Raw genomic sequence first — 16,603 nt, 5'->3', positions numbered from 1 at the left:
AAGGTATGAATAAAAACCGAAACGTGAATATTGTATATCAAGGTTAATTTCTTTATAATATGTTTGTTCATGCCCCCTCTTGTTGATGATGTAATGTGAGGGGGCATTCTTTCACTGATAAAAGTAGGCAAAGATTTGTGACAAATTATCATTATTAGGATGATGAATATGAAAAGAGCGAGAATTATTTATAACCCGACATCGGGCCGTGAAATTTTTAAGAAAAACTTACCGGAAGTTTTGCAAAAGCTAGAGCAAGCAGGCTATGAAACATCTTGTCATGCTACAACTTGCGCTGGTGATGCAACAGAAGCTGCTAAAGTAGCAGTAGAACGTCGCTTTGACGTTGTAATCGCAGCTGGTGGAGACGGTACCATCAATGAAGTCGTAAATGGTATCGCTGGACAAGACTATCGTCCGCAGCTAGGTATTATTCCTGTTGGAACAACCAATGACTTTGCTCGTGCCATTAATGTGCCGCGTACGATTGAAGGCGCTATTGATGTCATTGTAGAGGGCATAACAAAGCCAATTGATTTAGGCTGTGTAACAAACGACGGAGAAACGCATTACTTTGTAAATATCGCCGGAGGCGGCCGTTTAACTGAACTAACATATGAAGTGCCAAGCAAGTTAAAAACAATGCTTGGACAGCTAGCTTACTATTTAAAAGGCATGGAAATGCTTCCTTCTATTAAACCAACATCTGTTGAAATTGAGTATGACGGAAAATTCTTTGGCGGCGAGATTATGTTCTTCCTCGTTTCCTTAACGAACTCAGTCGGCGGTTTTGAAAAGCTGGCACCAGATTCTTCTTTAGATGACGGCATGTTTGATTTAATTATTTTAAAGAAAGCAAATTTAGCTGAATTTATTCGAATTGCGACACTTGCGCTGCGAGGAGAACATATCAATGATCCTCATATTATTTATACAAAAGCAAACCGTGTTAAAATTCATACAAATGATAAAATGCAGCTAAATCTAGATGGCGAGTACGGAGGGTTATTGCCTGGGGAATTTGTAAACTTATATCGCCATGTAGAAATCTTTGTTCCAAAAGCAACAGCTGAATTGATGGAAAAAAATGAGATCGCCTAATTGCGATCTTTTTTCATGCTTTTCTTTGTTTGGCTTTCGCTCTTATGGTACAATCAGTTCAGCATTTTTAAATGACTAAAAGGATGTAACGATAAATGGAAAAATTAAAACCACCTGTAGAAAAAAATGAATATATAGATGTTGCGTTTGAAGATTTAACGCATGACGGAGCGGGTGTAGCGAAAGTGAACGGATTTCCTATTTTTGTTCAAAATGCGCTGCCCGGCGAAAGCGGCCAAGTAAAAGTCATTAAAGTAAAAAAAGGCTATGCGTTTGGCAAGCTTATCAAGCACCATACCATTAGTGAGCAGCGTGTTGAAGCACCCTGTCCGGTCTACAAGCAGTGCGGAGGCTGTCAGTTGCAGCATGTAAGCTATGAAGGACAGCTGCAATTTAAACAAAAGCAAGTAAAAGACGTCATGGCGCGAATTGGCCATTTGCCTGACGTTCCGGTACATTCGACGCTAGGAATGAACGATCCTTGGCGCTATCGAAACAAAGCTCAAGTTCCCGTAGCAGAACGAGAAGGCGGTTTGGTCGCTGGATTTTATCAGCAGCGAAGCCACGACATCATTAACATGGATGCCTGTTTGATTCAGCAGCAGGCAAATGATGATGTTGTTCAAGCTGTCAAATCAATCTGTGAAAAGCATGGCGTTTCTGCTTATCAAGAACAAAAGCATAAAGGATCGCTCCGTCATATCATGGCGCGCTACGGACTTGTAACGGGTGAAATTATGGTTGTCATTGTAACTCGTACAGCTGAGCTGCCAAACAAAAAGCGTATTATAGAAGATATTATCGAAGCCGTGCCGAACGTGAAATCAATTGTTCAAAACGTAAACAGCAAGCGCACAAACGTCATTTTAGGGAACCAAACGAACGTACTTTGGGGAGAAGAATATATTTACGACTATATCGGCGACGTTAAATTTGCCATTTCAGCAAAATCATTTTACCAAGTAAACCCTGAGCAAACGAAAGTGCTTTATGACAAAGCGCTTGAGTATGCAGATTTAACAGGAGAAGAAACGGTCATTGACGCCTACTGTGGAATCGGAACAATCTCGTTATTTCTCGCTCAAAAAGCGAAAAAAGTATATGGCGTTGAAATCGTGCCTGAAGCGATTGAAGATGCAAAGCGCAACGCTGAGCTAAACGGTATTCACAACGCTGAATTTGAAGTAGGCGAAGCAGAAGTCGTCATTCCAAACTGGTACAAACAAGGCATCAAAGCGGACGTCATCGTCGTAGATCCGCCGCGAAAAGGATGCGACGAAGCTCTTTTGAATACCATCATTGACATGAAGCCGAAAAAAGTTGTCTATGTTTCATGCGGACCAGCAACTCTAGCACGTGACCTAGCTATTTTAGAAAAAGGCGGATATGAGACGGTTGAAGTTCAGCCTGTTGATATGTTTCCGCATACGACGCATGTGGAGAATGTGGCGGTGCTTACATTAAAATAAGAAACTTGTTCGAAACACCACTATCATTAGGAATGGTAGTGGTGTTTTATATTGGCTTTTATTTTTAATACAGTACGGAATATGCTAAAAAATTTATAGAGAAACAAATAAAAGCAATTATAAATGGGAGTAAAAAGATTCCTAAATATACATAAGGCAGCAAATTGATTACGTGGGAAACGGATGAAAAAGAGGTAAGTTTAGAAACCATTTTAGGTGTAGAAAAAGCAGGGGATGTATTATTTCCAATGAACTTTGTTGAATGTGTAACAAAGTATCATGGTGGAGAACCTTGAGCTGATGGATTTGATATTGGAAAGAGAGAATGTTCTTTTTACCACTTACTAAGTTTTAATCAAGAGAAGAAGGATTACATTTTAAACGTGTATCATGATCTTAATTACCAGCTAGTTGATGTTATTTACCCATTTCGAGATGACATAGCGGATAATCATGTATGTTTTGACTACCGTTCTAACTCTCAGCGCCTATTATCGTTTTTATAGATCATGAACTAGCATACGAGAATCCTGAAAGCGGTATTTTTTTCGTCGCCCATTCATTTGAAGAATTCATTAATGCTCTATATGAGGAAGAATAAAATTAAAATAACTTTCCATCAAGAGGCGGGGACAAAAGTATTTTAACCCAAGTAAAAAACGAACCATTAATCAACATGTTTGATTCGTGGTTTATTTTTTTGTTATAGCAAATAAGTGTCGTCTGTTTCGTTCCTTCTAGCAGTTGATTGGAGGGCAAGGCGAAGACTCCTGCGGGAAAAGCGGAACAGGTGAGACCCCGCAGGAGCGCAAGCGACGAGGAGGCTCAGCGGCCGCCCGCGGAAAGCGAAGTCTTGCACGGAAATCAACTGCGGTTCCATACAAGCTCATCTATACTAGTTGTTCGCCTTTAAATTAGATTCATTTCATTATGATGTCTCAACCTCTTTTAGGTTAAATAAGTACAGAAAAGGTAAAGGCAGCATTTCTATAACAAAAGCAGCAAAAGCTTGATATAAAAGCATTATCCGCTTGTATGTCCGTTTTATTTTGCCATTTGTCCACCCCAACAACACAGCAAATTTCTGAATATACTTTTTTTAAGGTTTTCAATATTTTAGGAATTATAATAAAGAAGCAATAAATGAAAACATTATATTTGTGGTAAGAGGTGAAGGGACATCATGTATAGAGCAATTGCTATTATAGCAGGTTCTGTGTTAATTGGATTTGCATACAATTGGTTTTTAATCCCCCATAAAGTGCTAAGCAGCGGTATTAGCGGTATTGCTATGATTATAGGAATTTTAACGCCTGCAAGCACGGGAACAATGAATTTTTTGTTGAATTTACCCCTTTTAATTATTGGTTTTATGAAGTTAGGAAAGCGGTTTGTCTTACATACGCTGCTGTCCGTTGTGGCTTTATCAATTGCTTTATACGTGATTCCCTTGAGAGCTGTTAGTACAGATCCTATTCTGTCAGCTGTTTTTGGAGGAGTTTTAACTGGAATTGGCGTAGGGTTTGTTTTTCGTCAATCAGCTTCGACAGGTGGATTTGATATTATTGCGATGCTTCTTACGCATAAAAAAGAATTTCCTCTTGGCGCTATATTATCAGCGATGAATGCCGTGGTTGTATTTGTTTCAGGTTTCTTTGTGAATTGGGACGCGGCTTTATATACGATGCTTTCGATTTTCGTCACAGGAAAAGTAGTGGATGCGATTCATACTCGCCACATTAAGCTCACGTTAACCATTATTACGAGAAAAGGCGAAGAAATGAAGCAGCAGCTTCTTACGAATTTGGTGCGCGGCGTGACGTTAATGAACGGTGAAGGAGCTTATTCAAGAGAAGACCGTAAAATATTAATGACGGTGATTTCACGCTATGAGCTTGCAAACCTCAAGCAGTTAATTCAATCCGTGGATCCTGAAGCTTTCGTAAATATTACGGAAACGGTAGAAGTAATGGGGCTGTTTCGACGGGATGCCTATTAATATATTTGTTATTTCAGCGCCCATTTATGATAAATAGCCATTTTTATAGTATAAAAGTTATAAAAAAAGCCTTAAGAGTAGTTCTTGAGGCTTTTTTTGCGTAAAATATGAGTAAGAAAATATCGTGTATGAAAAGTATAAAAAAGGGAATTTGATAGAGTACATAAAATATTGACATCAAAAAGGAGAGACTATATGACGGTAGAATATCAGTTAACGAAAAAGAAATATTATGAAACGTTTATGCAAGAAAATGAAAATCAGCCGCCTGTAAAGGTCCTTGGACAAGCTTATTACGAAGAGCAGCAAAAAGAGTGGTACGACTTATCGCTCGTTCGCTTAGCACAGGGAGAAGTGTACTTCCATAATCAAGATTTTGAGTCTGCGATTTTTAAGTGGGAGAATGTAAATGGTGAATTTAAGCTGTGGGCGAAGAAAAATACGGCCGACGCGCATTATGAATTGGGGTTGTCTACGCTAGCTGAAGAGCTTTACCTATCCATCGAAACGGATTCAAAAGTATTAAAAGCTGAAATAGCGCTAAAGCTGTTTTCGCTGTATACGGACCATAACAATATTGAACGAGCTTATGAAGTCATTAACGAGCTGGTTGCTTCTCAGCCGGATTATCCAAACGTCACGGCGATTGCACGCAGATTTTATGAAGAGCAAGAAGACTTTAACAGCGCAGTAGAGCTTGCGGTAGATGAGTGTATTCGAACGGAATCGTTAAATTGGTTTGCGGTATTAAAGACTTACGTAGATAAAGGATATACAGCAAATTTTATCCCTAACTATTTTTATCAAGTGATGATTTCATTTTACAAAGTGGATCAAGTATATTTCAAACAGCTTGTCTCAGCTTTATGGAAACAATATAAGAGTCAGCCTCCTTATCTTGCTTGGATTAAAACCATCAATGATATTTTCTTGAATATTGAAGTGGGCCTCTATGATTATTGGCAAGAGATTTCAACTCTTTATCAAGAGACGTACACTGACTTAATGGAAAGTGATCATTCTGTAAAGGAATTGCATGAAGTCATTCCGAACGTATTAACAAACTGGCTTAAAATTACTAATAAGTCACGTGCGTTATTTCCGTCTGCGGCCGTGCTTTCATGGAATGAAAAGTTTCCGTCAACTATTGATACCATTACAATCGAAAATGCAGGCAGATTAATTTTTGAGGCGCGTAACGACATTGATGGTCTTGAATATCACTACAAGCTTTGCCATGGCATTATTAAATGGGCTAATGAAAATGGTTTAGAAGTGGGGCACACCTTTAAATGGTGGGTAGACTTTTTATTAGATGCTCATACGACACACTTATTAATTACAGGAACAAATGCTGCAACGTCTTCATTTGTGGGATCGATTACAGAAGAAAAGGTACCGCAAAATCACGAAACAACCTTTGTGTTCATTCATGATGAAGAAGAATCTATCCAGCAAATCGCTGATCAAGAAATCACTCCGATGGAAACGATTGACGGAGCCGAGCAATCTCCTCACAAGGCGCTTGTAGAAGTGAAAAAACCTTTTGCGTTCCTTGATAAACATAATTGTTCATGCATTGTTACGCCAAGCTTTACAGAACAAGAGGCGCGTGAGCAGGATGCATTTAAATATGCTCCTTTAGCAGATGGTTTACTGTTTGTGCTTGATGCAAAAGAATCGCTGCTTGACGAAGAAAGAGAATTATTGCTGGATATTAAAGAATATGCGCCAAATACGCCAGTTCATTTTGTCATCAACAATATGGACAGTCTTTATAATCAAGCAACGATTGAGCGAATTACAAAAGAATTTGAGGCAAGCATTGGAGCTGATTTCCCGCAGGCGCATGTATTAGCCTATACGCCTCACTACGTATCGAGTCAGCACCACGGAGACTTGGCTCAGTTTATTAAAGCTAATTTCTATTACGATCCAAACAACGTTGGAGTAGAAGAGCGTGCGCGCAGACTGCTGTTCTTTATTCAAAGCATGCTAAAGGGCTTAGTGGAGAAGAGAAATCAAACAGAAAATCATTTGATTGAAAGCATTAAATGGAACGAAGATATGCTTGTACGATTAAATGGCTTCTTGCATCGAGTAGATGACTTAGAACAAGAAAAAGCGAGTAGTATTGTTTCGGCTTATCACGGCATCAAAGAGGATATTAGCAAAAAGTTAAAAAATAAAATTCCTCGTTTACTCAAAAAGTCTTCAGAACTAGTGAAGGAAGACAGTGATTTTAGCACGGTTCATATTGAGCTGAATAAACAAATGAATATGCGCGTGGAAGAGCACTTGCAGCAAGATGTCCTACCTAAGTTCCGCATTTCTTTAAAGGACTGGATTGCCACATCAAATGAAGAGCTGATTGCGAGTCAAGTAGATATTGAAGAAGTAGCAGAGTCATTAAATAAGATGTACAATGAGCAAAGATTAACGTTGGCCTGCGATTTTAAAGTGCTGGATGACTGGCGTCGCGACGTTAATCGGATGGCTAATCGGGTTCAGCTGGATGAGGAAAATATTTTACTTCGCGTTAATCCAACGCAGCTCTTGTTAAAAGGAGCAGGAAAGCTGTTTTCTTCCATTCTTCAAAATCAAACGCTGCTTTATAATCAATATAAAAAGTACATTGAAAGTCAAGACTATCAAGATATCACAGAATCTATGCTGGCAAAGTTTTTTATGCAATTTAATTTATTTGAGAAAAATTTAGAAGTTGATATTGAACTATTCTTTGAAAAGCCAAAAGAGGTTTTAAAAGAAACGATTGAAGAAACACAGGCGCATATTAATGAAAATCAAGACGTGTTAAGTCATATGAAAGCCAATCCTGAAGCTTACTATGATCCGTTAACATTATTCCAGCTTCGCTTGCGTCAGTATGAGTTAATGGTTAAAGCTACAGAAGAAGTACAATATAACGTATAAAAGGTGGAGCAGGATGTATTTAACGATAAAAGAAGCAGCAGAGTATCTATCTTTTCCTGAAGAATATGTACAGAAATTGATTCAAGAAGGAAAAGTACGGGCTATATTTGATGGTGAAAACTACTTATTAAATAAAGAGCAGTTTAACACTCATTTAGAGCAAATGGAAAAGTACAAAAAACAAATTGAAGAATACCTAAATGAGCCAATCCCTGAAGATATGGACGTAAAAGATGAAGATTGAAGGCAGAAGCAGAAAACAGATGTTTTCTGCTTTTTCTTTTGGTGTGAAAGTGTTAAAAAAGGTAAGATATGAAAGAAATGTCGAAAAAAGTTGGAATTTCGTTAAAGATGTAGTCTTTTTAGATGCTTTTTTTATATAATGAAAGTATGCTAAACAAAAAGGAGAAGGTCTATGCAACGATCAAGACAGTTAAGGCTGATTTTATTGCTTGCCCTGATTGTTGTCGCTTCGTTTTTAATTATTATTGTTTCGAAAACACAAGGGATTATAAGTCAGCAAACGACAAAAAAAGTAGAAAACACAAGCGTTGCAATTCTCACCTCTGATGTACTGACAGATCAAAGCTGGGGCAGTCTAGCTTATAAAGGAAAAATCAACATCGAGCAGAAGTACCCCGTTTCGGCTCAAGTTATTAGCGAAGTAAATACGAACCAAAAAATGAAGGAAGCTGCTGAAAAAGTTATTCAAAATGGAACAAAAGTCGTAATTGGACATGGAAGAGAATTTTCTACCGTTTTTACAGAACTCGCTCCTAAGTATCCTCATGTTCATTTCGTCACCATTCACGGTACTTCAACTTATAAAAACCAAACGGTATATACATTTGATCAAACCAAAATAGAGTATCTGGCAGGTACGGCAGCTGCCATGAAGACACAAACGAAAAAAATTGGATTAATTGATACATTTGCCAAAGAAAAGAATCTAGGATTTGAACAAGGAATCAAAGCGTATAATCCATCGATTGCTTTTTATTATCGAGTTGTAAACAGCCGAGACGATGGAGCAAAAGCAGTAAAGCTGCTCCGTGAGTTAAAAGATGAAGGCGTCGATATCGTCTATGCTAAAGGAAATTCGTATAATCAAGAAGTTATTCAAGAAGCGAAAGTACAAGGAATGTACGTAATAGGATATTTAGATGATCAGGCGTACATGGGTAGGTCTGTTATTTTAACAAGTGTGATCAATGATGTTCCTCAAGCTTACAACGTGATTATGAAAGACTATTTCAGTAAAAAGGGTCTTCCAATTGGAGAAGTTAAACTTGACGCCAGGGACGGTGTTTATAAGCTTGCGCCTTTTGGACCGATGTACAGTAAACGGGAAAAACAAATTTTATATTCGAAAGTTAGAATGTCTACACAGCCGAAGTAACTATGAAAAAGAAAGAGATGATTATGAATCAATTATTTCGCAACATGTCATTCCGTAGCCAAATATTAACGATTCTTCTTTTGATTACATTCATGTTAAGCGGGTTCTCTTTAGTTTTAGTGCATGCCGTTGATAAAATGAATCATGTAAGCAACGAAATTAAAGATGAAGATGTTCCTCAAATGGTGTGGCTTTCTTATTGGGAAGAGCAGCTGAACATAAAAGAATACATTGTGAAAAATAATCTAAAGAACCCCACTGTCTCTTTGATAGAAGAATATCAATCATATGATACACGAGTTATCGAAAATAATGAAAGATATAAGCAGCCTGTGCCAAAATCGTTGATTCCACTGAAAGAAAAAATTGAGCTGCTGGATTTTAAGATCTCTAATAACGTGCAAGGACTGCTGAAGTATGGAGATATAGAGGGAGCGAAAGAGTATCTTAAGGGAAATTATTTGCCGGATTTGCATCAGATAAAAAAAGATATTAATAGTTCAAAAGAGGAGACGGTTGATTCACTTGATACACTATCAGATACACTGTCTGTCATTATTAAGGATTCATTAATTTTATTATTAATTTTAACAGTAAGTGCTATTGTGGCTTCTCTCTATGCTTCATATCGCATGAGTGCGAGTCTTACGAAACCAATTGAACAAATGATTGAAAAAGTGAATGACATTGCAGACGGAGAATACGGTCTTGTTCTTCAAGACACAAAGCAAATTGAGCTGAAGCAGCTTTCGGCTTCTATCAATCAAATGTCGGTTAGTTTAGAAGATTCATTTTGGAAAATTATTAAAGATAAAGCGTATCGCCAGCAGATCTTAAATTCACTGCCTGTTGGAATTATTACAATGGAAGATGAGACAAATAGTATATTTGCCAATACCTCAGCAAAGCAGTTTTTAGATCTCGATGAAAAGGATATTTGCGGGTACATGGAGGAATGTCCTGAATATAATACTGAGTTTTGGAGAATGTTGAATTCGGGAGAAATTCACGAAAATAAAAAAGTATTATTTGGAACAAAAAAGACGTGCTATTGCTTTTTAGCCTCTCAAACGCAGCTGTTTAACGAGAAGAACGAGAGCATTGGAAGGATTTTTTATTTCATTGATATATCGGATACCGAAGAATTAGAAAAGCGAATGCATCAGTCTGAGAAACTTGCCCTGGTTGGAGAAGTGGCAGCCGGAGCTGCTCATGAGATTCGTAATCCTCTTGCCGTGATTCATGGATTTATATCTCTTATGAATCAGTCTCTTTCTGATGAGGAGAAAAAGCGTTTTTACCTGCCTCTGCTTATGAAAGAGCTAGAGAGGATTAATTACATCATTGAAGAAATGCTGTTGTTATCAAAACCAGGGACTCCGGTGATGAAAAAAGTCAGCATGCAGGAGATTATTAATGAGCTATTGCCTTTGATTACTCACTCAAGCAAATTTACAGAAAAAGATAAGCTTATCTTCGATGTGAAACTGCAGCCGCATATACTAAAGGTAGATGAAAAACAAATCAAACAAGTTCTTCATAATTTAATTCGAAACAGTATGGAAGCCATGGATGGAGAAGGAGTCATTACAATCTACTCGCAGGTTCATGAAGATAGCTACTGTCTATACATTGAAGATACTGGAAAAGGCATTCCTTTGCATATGCAGCAGTCGCTGTACCAGCCTTTTTCCACTTCAAAAGATAGCGGAACAGGTCTTGGTCTGCCCATTGCTCAGCGTATTCTAGAAAGCCACGGAGGACAGATTAAATTATTATCTACTTCTTCCCGGGGCACCGTTTTTGTTATTAAATTTCCTCTACATTAAAAAAACAGCCTCAAAAGGGCTGTTTTTTTAATGTGCTGTTAAAATAAGAGGACCGTTTTTCGTAATCGCAAGCGTATGTTCAAATTGAGCGGATAATTTACCGTCTGTTGTACGAGCCGTCCAACCGTTTTTATCCATTTTAGAATGCCATGTACCAGCGTTTACCATTGGCTCAATTGTAATCACCATGCCTTCTTTTAAACGTGTACCTTTGCCAGCTTTTCCGTAGTGAAGAATGGTAGGTGCTTCGTGCATGGTATTTCCAATTCCGTGTCCTGTAAAGTCGCGTACCACAGAGAATTTTTCGCCTTCTACATAGCTTTGAATAGCGTGGCCGATGTCACCTGTGCGATTTCCTGGCTGTGCTTGCTCGATTCCTTTCAAAAGCGCTTCGTATGTAACATCTACTAGACGCTGTGCTTCGTCTGAAATGTCTCCAACGGTATGAGTCCATGCTGAATCTGCTAAGCCTCCGTTTAAATTTACAACCATATCAATGGTTACGATATCACCGTCTTTTAACGGTTTAGTTGTTGGAAAACCGTGGCAAATTTCATCATTTAAAGAAGCGCACGTTGCATATTGATATCCTTTGTATCCTTTTTGTTCCGGTGTTGCTCCGTGCTTTGCTAAGTACTCTTCAACAAATTTATCAATTTGCATTGTTGTTATGCCTGGTTTGATCATTTTAGCGATTTCTTTATGACAAGAAGCTAATAATTTACCTGCTTCGTGCATTAAATTAATTTCGCGTTCACTTTTTAATGTGATCATTGTTGTTCACTCCTTTTTTGATGTAACTTTACGAAAAAAGTTGGGCAGCGGTTATAGCCATGAAAGTCGACTATTCATCAGTTCATTTCTCTTTATTTGAAAATCCAAGAAATACAGAAGCCGTCTGCTATGGGGCGATATAAAATCATCCTTAATCATAACGCCCAATGGTAGGAAAATGCAAGATGCAGGCTTAAAAAGGAAGGGTTTGACGATAGGCATGTAGGGAAAACTGATAAATGAACGTTGAATTGGAGCATTCTCTATAACAAATGCGGTATGATATAGTAAAATAAATGAAACAAAACAATTCTTTAGGAGGGGTATAGGAAAATGAGTGAACATGGAAAATTTATTGGATTTGCAGGTACATATACAAAAGCAGGCAGTGAAGGTGTCTATACATTTACGTTAGATACAAAGGCTAAAAAGATTGTAGAAGTAAAAGCCGTGGCTAAAATTGAAAATCCTACATACTTAAATGCAAGCAAAGACAACGAACATCTTTATACAGTTATTAAAGAAGGAGAAAAAGGCGGAGTAGCTGCTTTTAAGATTGATCCAAACACGGGGCAACTAAAGTTTGTAAACAAACAGCTGCTAGACGGCGCACCTCCTTGCTATGTTTCAGTGAATGAAGATAATACGCTTGTTTTATCTGCTAACTTTCATAAAGGGAGCGTTGAGACGTATTCTGTTAATGAAGAAACAGGGGAAATTGAATATGTAGCATCCGTAGTGGAACATCCTCATTCAGACCTCAAAAAAGGACAAAAAGGAAAACCACACGTACACTATGCCGATTTTACTCCTGGAGAAAAGCACGTGGCTGTTGTGGACTTAGGTATCGATGAAATCGTGACATATGAAGTGGAAGAGAATAAATTGAAGGAAGTCAACAGTCTTTCTACATCTGTTGGTTCGGGCCCTAGACATTTAACGTTCCATCCAAATGGCCGCTATACCTATGCAATGACAGAATTCAGCTCTGAAGTTTTATTTTTAACTTATGACGAAAGCAAAGGAAGCTTTACTCAACAACAAGCTACTTTAGCGATCCCGGCTGATTTTACAGAAAATAATCAAGGGAGTGCGATCCATATTTCTTCAGATGGCCGCTTTGTCTATGCAGGAAACCGCGGACATAACTCGATTGCAACATTCAAAGTAGATCAGGATTCTGGACAGTTAACATTCGTAGAATGGACAGGTACTGAAGGCGACTGGCCGCGCGATTTTGTTTTGGATCCAACGGAACAATTTATTGTAGCGTCTAATCAAGAAACAGGAAACTTGGTGCTGTTTGAAAGAGACCAAGAAAGTGGAAAGCTAACGCTTCTTCAATCTAACGTTACGGTTCCAGAAGCTGTATGCGTAAAGTTCCTCCACTATAAGTAATCGATGTAGAAAACCAGACCTGATCAAAGAACAATCAGGTCTGGCTTTCAAATCTAAGCGGATGTCACTTCCCTTGCGGGGTTAGTGCCATCCGCATAGGTGAATCTTTGAGGGAATAGTCAGGTAGTGTGCGTTCCTTAGCATCATTTATAATCTATCTATATATGGAAGAAAAGTCCTTTTGGAGGGCTTTTTTTTCTGGGATTATAGTAGAATGAAGAGAGAACGCATGAAAGGCTGAGGTGATAAGTGTGGAAAATATATGTGAGTATCCAATTGTACAAGCTCCCATGGCAGGAGGAGTTTCGACGCCTAAACTAGCTGCAGCAGTATCTAATAGCGGAGGGCTAGGGTTTTTAGCTGCGGGATATAAAAGTGCGCGTGAATTGGAGCAGGAAATTATAGAGATGCACTCACTTACGAAAAAACCTTTTGGAGTGAATCTGTTTGTTCCGACAAATGAAAAAGTAGCAGTTGATGCACTTGATTGTTATCAAAAAGAACTGTCAAAAGCAGCTGGATATTTGGAGTGTCAAGTTGGTATACCAAAGAATGATGATGATGAATGGAGTGCCAAGCTCGACATCATTCAAAAACATCGAGTACCTGCTGTGAGCTTTACATTTGGGTGCCCGGATCGAGAGATTGTAGCAAGTTTAAAAGGAATTGGAAGCCTTGTTTTCATTACGATTACAACACCTCAAGAAGCCGAAGTGGCTTTGAAAGCAGGAGCGGATGCGCTATGTTTGCAAGGCATTGAAGCCGGCGGCCATCGATCTACTTTTTTAGAGAGTTCGGTGGATTACCCGCTTATGAAGTTGCTGAAAGAAGTTCGCTCAATCACCAAAAACCCATTGATTGCTGCGGGAGGGTTGATGACGGGGTCTGACATTAAACGTGTGTTACAAGAAGGAGCTTCTGCTGCTCAGTTAGGTACGGCTTTTATTTGTTGTTCAGAAAGCGGAGCGAGTGCTCTTCATAAAGAATTCATTCTTCAAAAGCGTTTTAATGAAACAGGTGTCACCCGAGCTTTTACAGGGAAACGCGCTAGAGGATTTGTGAATGCCTTTTTTATTTCCTATGATAAATCAGCACCATCCGCCTACCCTCATATTCATTACATGACAAAGCCTATTCGCTCAAAAGCTACACAAATGAAGAATCCAGAGTATGCATCTTTGTGGGCAGGAACTGGATTTACGCTGGCAAAAGAACTCCCTGCACATCTTATTGTGGAAGAGCTTGTACAAGAACTAAATGAATGATGAGAATTAAGGCGTTGCTTGCTTTAAGCGCAAGCAGCTTTACATAAAGAAGGTGAACTTATAGTGCAAAACAAATTTACGATTGGACAAATGGCCAGACTGCATGATATTCCGGTTAAAACACTTCGCTATTATGATGAAATTGGCCTGTTCGAGCCTTACGAAGTTGATCCGCAAACCGGTTATCGATATTATACGTTAGAACAATTTAAGAAATTAGATATCATTGTCTATTTAAAGCTGATGGGAGTTCCGTTAAAAGAAATTAAAAGAAAGATGGAACACAGCAGCTTGGATGAATTTATTGAAACTTTAGCGGAATATCAGCAGGTAACAAAAGAAAAAATTCGTCAACTTCAAAGAGTGAATGCGCAGTTAACAACTCGAATGAAGGAATTAGAACAGACGAGACATATTAACCAAATAGGAGCCCCGTTCATCAAACACCTTTCTTCTCGTGAGGTTGTTCAAGTAAAAGCGGAGGTAGGCACGTTAGACGGGACTGAAAGTGTTCTGCGTGATTTAAAAAAGAAAATCAGCCATATTACCCCGATTATGATTGGGAAAGTAGGATTTATGTTATCGGTAGAAAACACGAAAAAACAACAATTTACAGATTACGATGGCATTTTTTTATTGGTCGAAAGCGATGTTTCTTTTAAGCATGAACTCGTTACGTTAATACCTGAAGGCGATTACGCATCTATTTATATGAGAGAAAAGAGAGATACCACAGGAGTCTATTACGATGCGTTACTGAACTTTATTGAAGCCGAAGGATACAAAGCAGAAGGTCCTTTCTTAATTCGGCGGATTGTAGATTCCTTTATTTCTCATCATGAAGAAGAGCGGCTGACGGAAATTCAAATTCGAATTACGTCTTGACTATCCAGTAGCTGGAGGGTTTAAGATGAGACTATTGTAAAACTGCTGAAGGGAGAGACAACAATAGATGAATCAGCAAAGTATTTCCCAAGGAATGTCTTTAAGCCGAGGAAATCGCATTTTATTTATTTTAATTTTGGGTTCACTAAGCGCATTTGGACCATTATCAATTGATATGTATTTGCCAGCGCTGCCGACGCTTGCGAAAGAATTGCATACTTCCGCTTCTTTAGCGCAGGTCAGCCTGACAGCTTGCTTATTGGGCTTAGCATTTGGGCAAGTGGTCATGGGTCCATTCAGTGATATTCGCGGAAGAAAAAAGCCGCTTGTAGCAGCATTAATCACCTATGCAGTTGCATCTGTTTTATGCGTGTTTGCACCGTCTATTTGGATTTTTATCGTTTTGCGATTCATTCAAGGTATGGCAGGAGCAGCAGGAATGGTTATTTCAAGAGCGAGCGTGCGAGACTTGTTTTCAGGTTCGGATTTAACAAAGTTTTTCTCCATGCTCATGCTTGTAAATGGATTAGCTCCTATTTTAGCTCCGGTTGCTGGTGGACAGCTGCTGACGGTTATGTCGTGGCGAGGAGTATTTGGTGTGCTAGCAGTGATTGGTGCACTAATGTTTTTTGCCGTTTTATTTGGTTTAAAAGAAACGCTTCCGCTCGAACGACGTAAAGAAGGCGGATTAACAGAAGTACTGAGTACGTTTGGTGTATTGCTAAAAGATGGTGTCTTCGTGGGATATGCGCTGGCGCAAGGTTTTATTATGAGTGCCATGTTTGCTTATATTTCAGGTTCTACATTTGTCCTTCAAGACATTTATGGCCTGTCTCCGCAGATGTTCAGCTTTGTTTTTGCGATTAACGGTTTTGGGCTCATTATAGCTACTCAAGTGACAGGACGTTTAGCGGGTAAAGTAAAAGAAGCTACTCTTCTTATGTATGGATTGCTTCAAGCAGCGGTTGGAAGCGTGCTTTTAGTGGCCGTGATTGCTACTCACATGTCCGTTATTTCGGTTTGCATCTTGCTTTTCTTTGTAGTATCGAGCGTAGGAATTGTGAACACAACCGTTTTTTCACTCGCTATGGAAAATCAAGCTTCGAACGCGGGAAGTGCTTCAGCGCTTCTAGGGTTGCTTCCGTTTTTGCTCGGAGCAGCCGTAGCTCCTCTTGTTGGTCTTGGAGGAGGGCAAAATGCTCTGCCGATGGGCATTGTGATTATGGTTTGTGATTTATTAGCATTAGGTGTGTACATGACGTTAGTGAGAAGGAAAACTGGATCATAAAAAAGCTACTTGGCTTTCAACAGCCAAGTAGCTTTTTAAATTATTGAGCTTTGTGCTCGTGATTTTCAAACGGCATTGTAACGCCAAGCTTTTGAATTTCTTTTTTTGCATTTTCCAAAATGCTTTCAGCTTTCGCTTTTGTTTCAGCATCTACCCCGCTTAGAAAATCTTTCTTTTTAGCAGGGAAATTCACGCCCAGTTCTTTTAATTTGGCTTCCGCTTGTTCTTTAGTCAGGGTGCCGTCGCGCAGCTGATCCATAAT

At 38.9% G+C, this 16,603-nt stretch carries 14 protein-coding genes and 1 pseudogene; 13 read left to right on the top strand and 2 right to left on the bottom strand.

What is annotated here, in order from left to right; genetic code table 11:
• Positions 1–168: 168 nt before the first annotated feature.
• From AC3WJG_RS23160 to AC3WJG_RS23120, 9 genes are all read left to right on the top strand, one after another.
• A complete protein-coding gene (locus AC3WJG_RS23160) occupies positions 169–1,101 on the top strand; it encodes a diacylglycerol kinase (protein WP_098332816.1) in 933 nt (310 codons plus the stop codon).
• Between the two features lie 95 nt (positions 1,102–1,196).
• A complete protein-coding gene (gene rlmD / locus AC3WJG_RS23155) occupies positions 1,197–2,570 on the top strand; it encodes a 23S rRNA (uracil(1939)-C(5))-methyltransferase RlmD (RefSeq protein WP_013081455.1) in 1,374 nt (457 codons plus the stop codon).
• A gap of 164 nt (positions 2,571–2,734) precedes the next feature.
• Positions 2,735–2,866: a hypothetical protein gene (locus tag AC3WJG_RS23150; RefSeq protein WP_258006085.1), complete on the top strand. Its 132-nt coding sequence runs from the start codon at positions 2,735–2,737 to the stop codon at positions 2,864–2,866.
• A 448-nt stretch (positions 2,867–3,314) separates the two neighbouring features.
• Positions 3,315–3,488 carry a hypothetical protein gene (locus AC3WJG_RS23145; RefSeq protein ID WP_165635405.1) on the top strand — a complete coding sequence of 58 codons (174 nt, stop codon included), beginning with the start codon at positions 3,315–3,317 and terminating at the stop codon, positions 3,486–3,488.
• Between the two features lie 265 nt (positions 3,489–3,753).
• The gene (locus AC3WJG_RS23140; RefSeq protein WP_013055060.1) at positions 3,754–4,569 is read left to right on the top strand and encodes a YitT family protein; all 816 of its coding nucleotides are present in this window, start codon (positions 3,754–3,756) and stop codon (positions 4,567–4,569) included.
• 195 nt (positions 4,570–4,764) lie between these two features.
• Positions 4,765–7,503: a GTPase domain-containing protein gene (locus AC3WJG_RS23135; protein WP_253352055.1), complete on the top strand. Its 2,739-nt coding sequence runs from the start codon at positions 4,765–4,767 to the stop codon at positions 7,501–7,503.
• A 13-nt stretch (positions 7,504–7,516) separates the two neighbouring features.
• The gene (locus AC3WJG_RS23130) at positions 7,517–7,747 is read left to right on the top strand and encodes a helix-turn-helix domain-containing protein (protein WP_013055062.1); all 231 of its coding nucleotides are present in this window, start codon (positions 7,517–7,519) and stop codon (positions 7,745–7,747) included.
• A gap of 171 nt (positions 7,748–7,918) precedes the next feature.
• Positions 7,919–8,902, top strand: a complete 984-nt coding sequence (locus tag AC3WJG_RS23125) for a BMP family ABC transporter substrate-binding protein (RefSeq protein ID WP_098334526.1) — start codon at positions 7,919–7,921, stop codon at positions 8,900–8,902.
• Between the two features lie 23 nt (positions 8,903–8,925).
• Positions 8,926–10,731: an ATP-binding protein gene (locus tag AC3WJG_RS23120; protein ID WP_098433735.1), complete on the top strand. Its 1,806-nt coding sequence runs from the start codon at positions 8,926–8,928 to the stop codon at positions 10,729–10,731.
• Between the two features lie 27 nt (positions 10,732–10,758).
• On the opposite strand, the gene map is transcribed toward AC3WJG_RS23120, so the two are convergent.
• Positions 10,759–11,505, bottom strand: a complete 747-nt coding sequence (gene map, locus AC3WJG_RS23115) for a type I methionyl aminopeptidase (protein ID WP_025752900.1) — start codon at positions 11,503–11,505, stop codon at positions 10,759–10,761.
• A 333-nt stretch (positions 11,506–11,838) separates the two neighbouring features.
• On the opposite strand from map, the gene AC3WJG_RS23110 reads away from it, so the two are divergent.
• The 4 genes from AC3WJG_RS23110 to AC3WJG_RS23095 all read left to right on the top strand — a co-directional run bounded on the left by AC3WJG_RS23110 (position 11,839) and on the right by AC3WJG_RS23095 (position 16,341).
• Positions 11,839–12,903: a lactonase family protein gene (locus AC3WJG_RS23110; protein ID WP_337134553.1), complete on the top strand. Its 1,065-nt coding sequence runs from the start codon at positions 11,839–11,841 to the stop codon at positions 12,901–12,903.
• A gap of 251 nt (positions 12,904–13,154) precedes the next feature.
• Positions 13,155–14,168, top strand: a complete 1,014-nt coding sequence (locus AC3WJG_RS23105) for a nitronate monooxygenase (protein ID WP_492588621.1) — start codon at positions 13,155–13,157, stop codon at positions 14,166–14,168.
• Between the two features lie 63 nt (positions 14,169–14,231).
• Entirely contained in the window at positions 14,232–15,053 is an 822-nt protein-coding gene (locus AC3WJG_RS23100; protein WP_252124013.1) for a MerR family transcriptional regulator, read from the top strand.
• A gap of 67 nt (positions 15,054–15,120) precedes the next feature.
• On the top strand, positions 15,121–16,341 hold the full coding sequence (locus AC3WJG_RS23095; protein WP_337134554.1) for a multidrug effflux MFS transporter: 1,221 nt from the start codon (positions 15,121–15,123) through the stop codon (positions 16,339–16,341).
• A gap of 40 nt (positions 16,342–16,381) precedes the next feature.
• On the opposite strand, the pseudogene AC3WJG_RS23090 reads toward AC3WJG_RS23095, so the two are convergent.
• Positions 16,382–16,603: pseudogene (locus AC3WJG_RS23090) on the bottom strand (hypothetical protein); the annotation flags it as partial.

It is taken from the genome of Priestia sp. FW507-14D1A (genome assembly GCF_058781295.1).
This window is presented reverse-complemented; position numbering and strand designations above follow the sequence as displayed.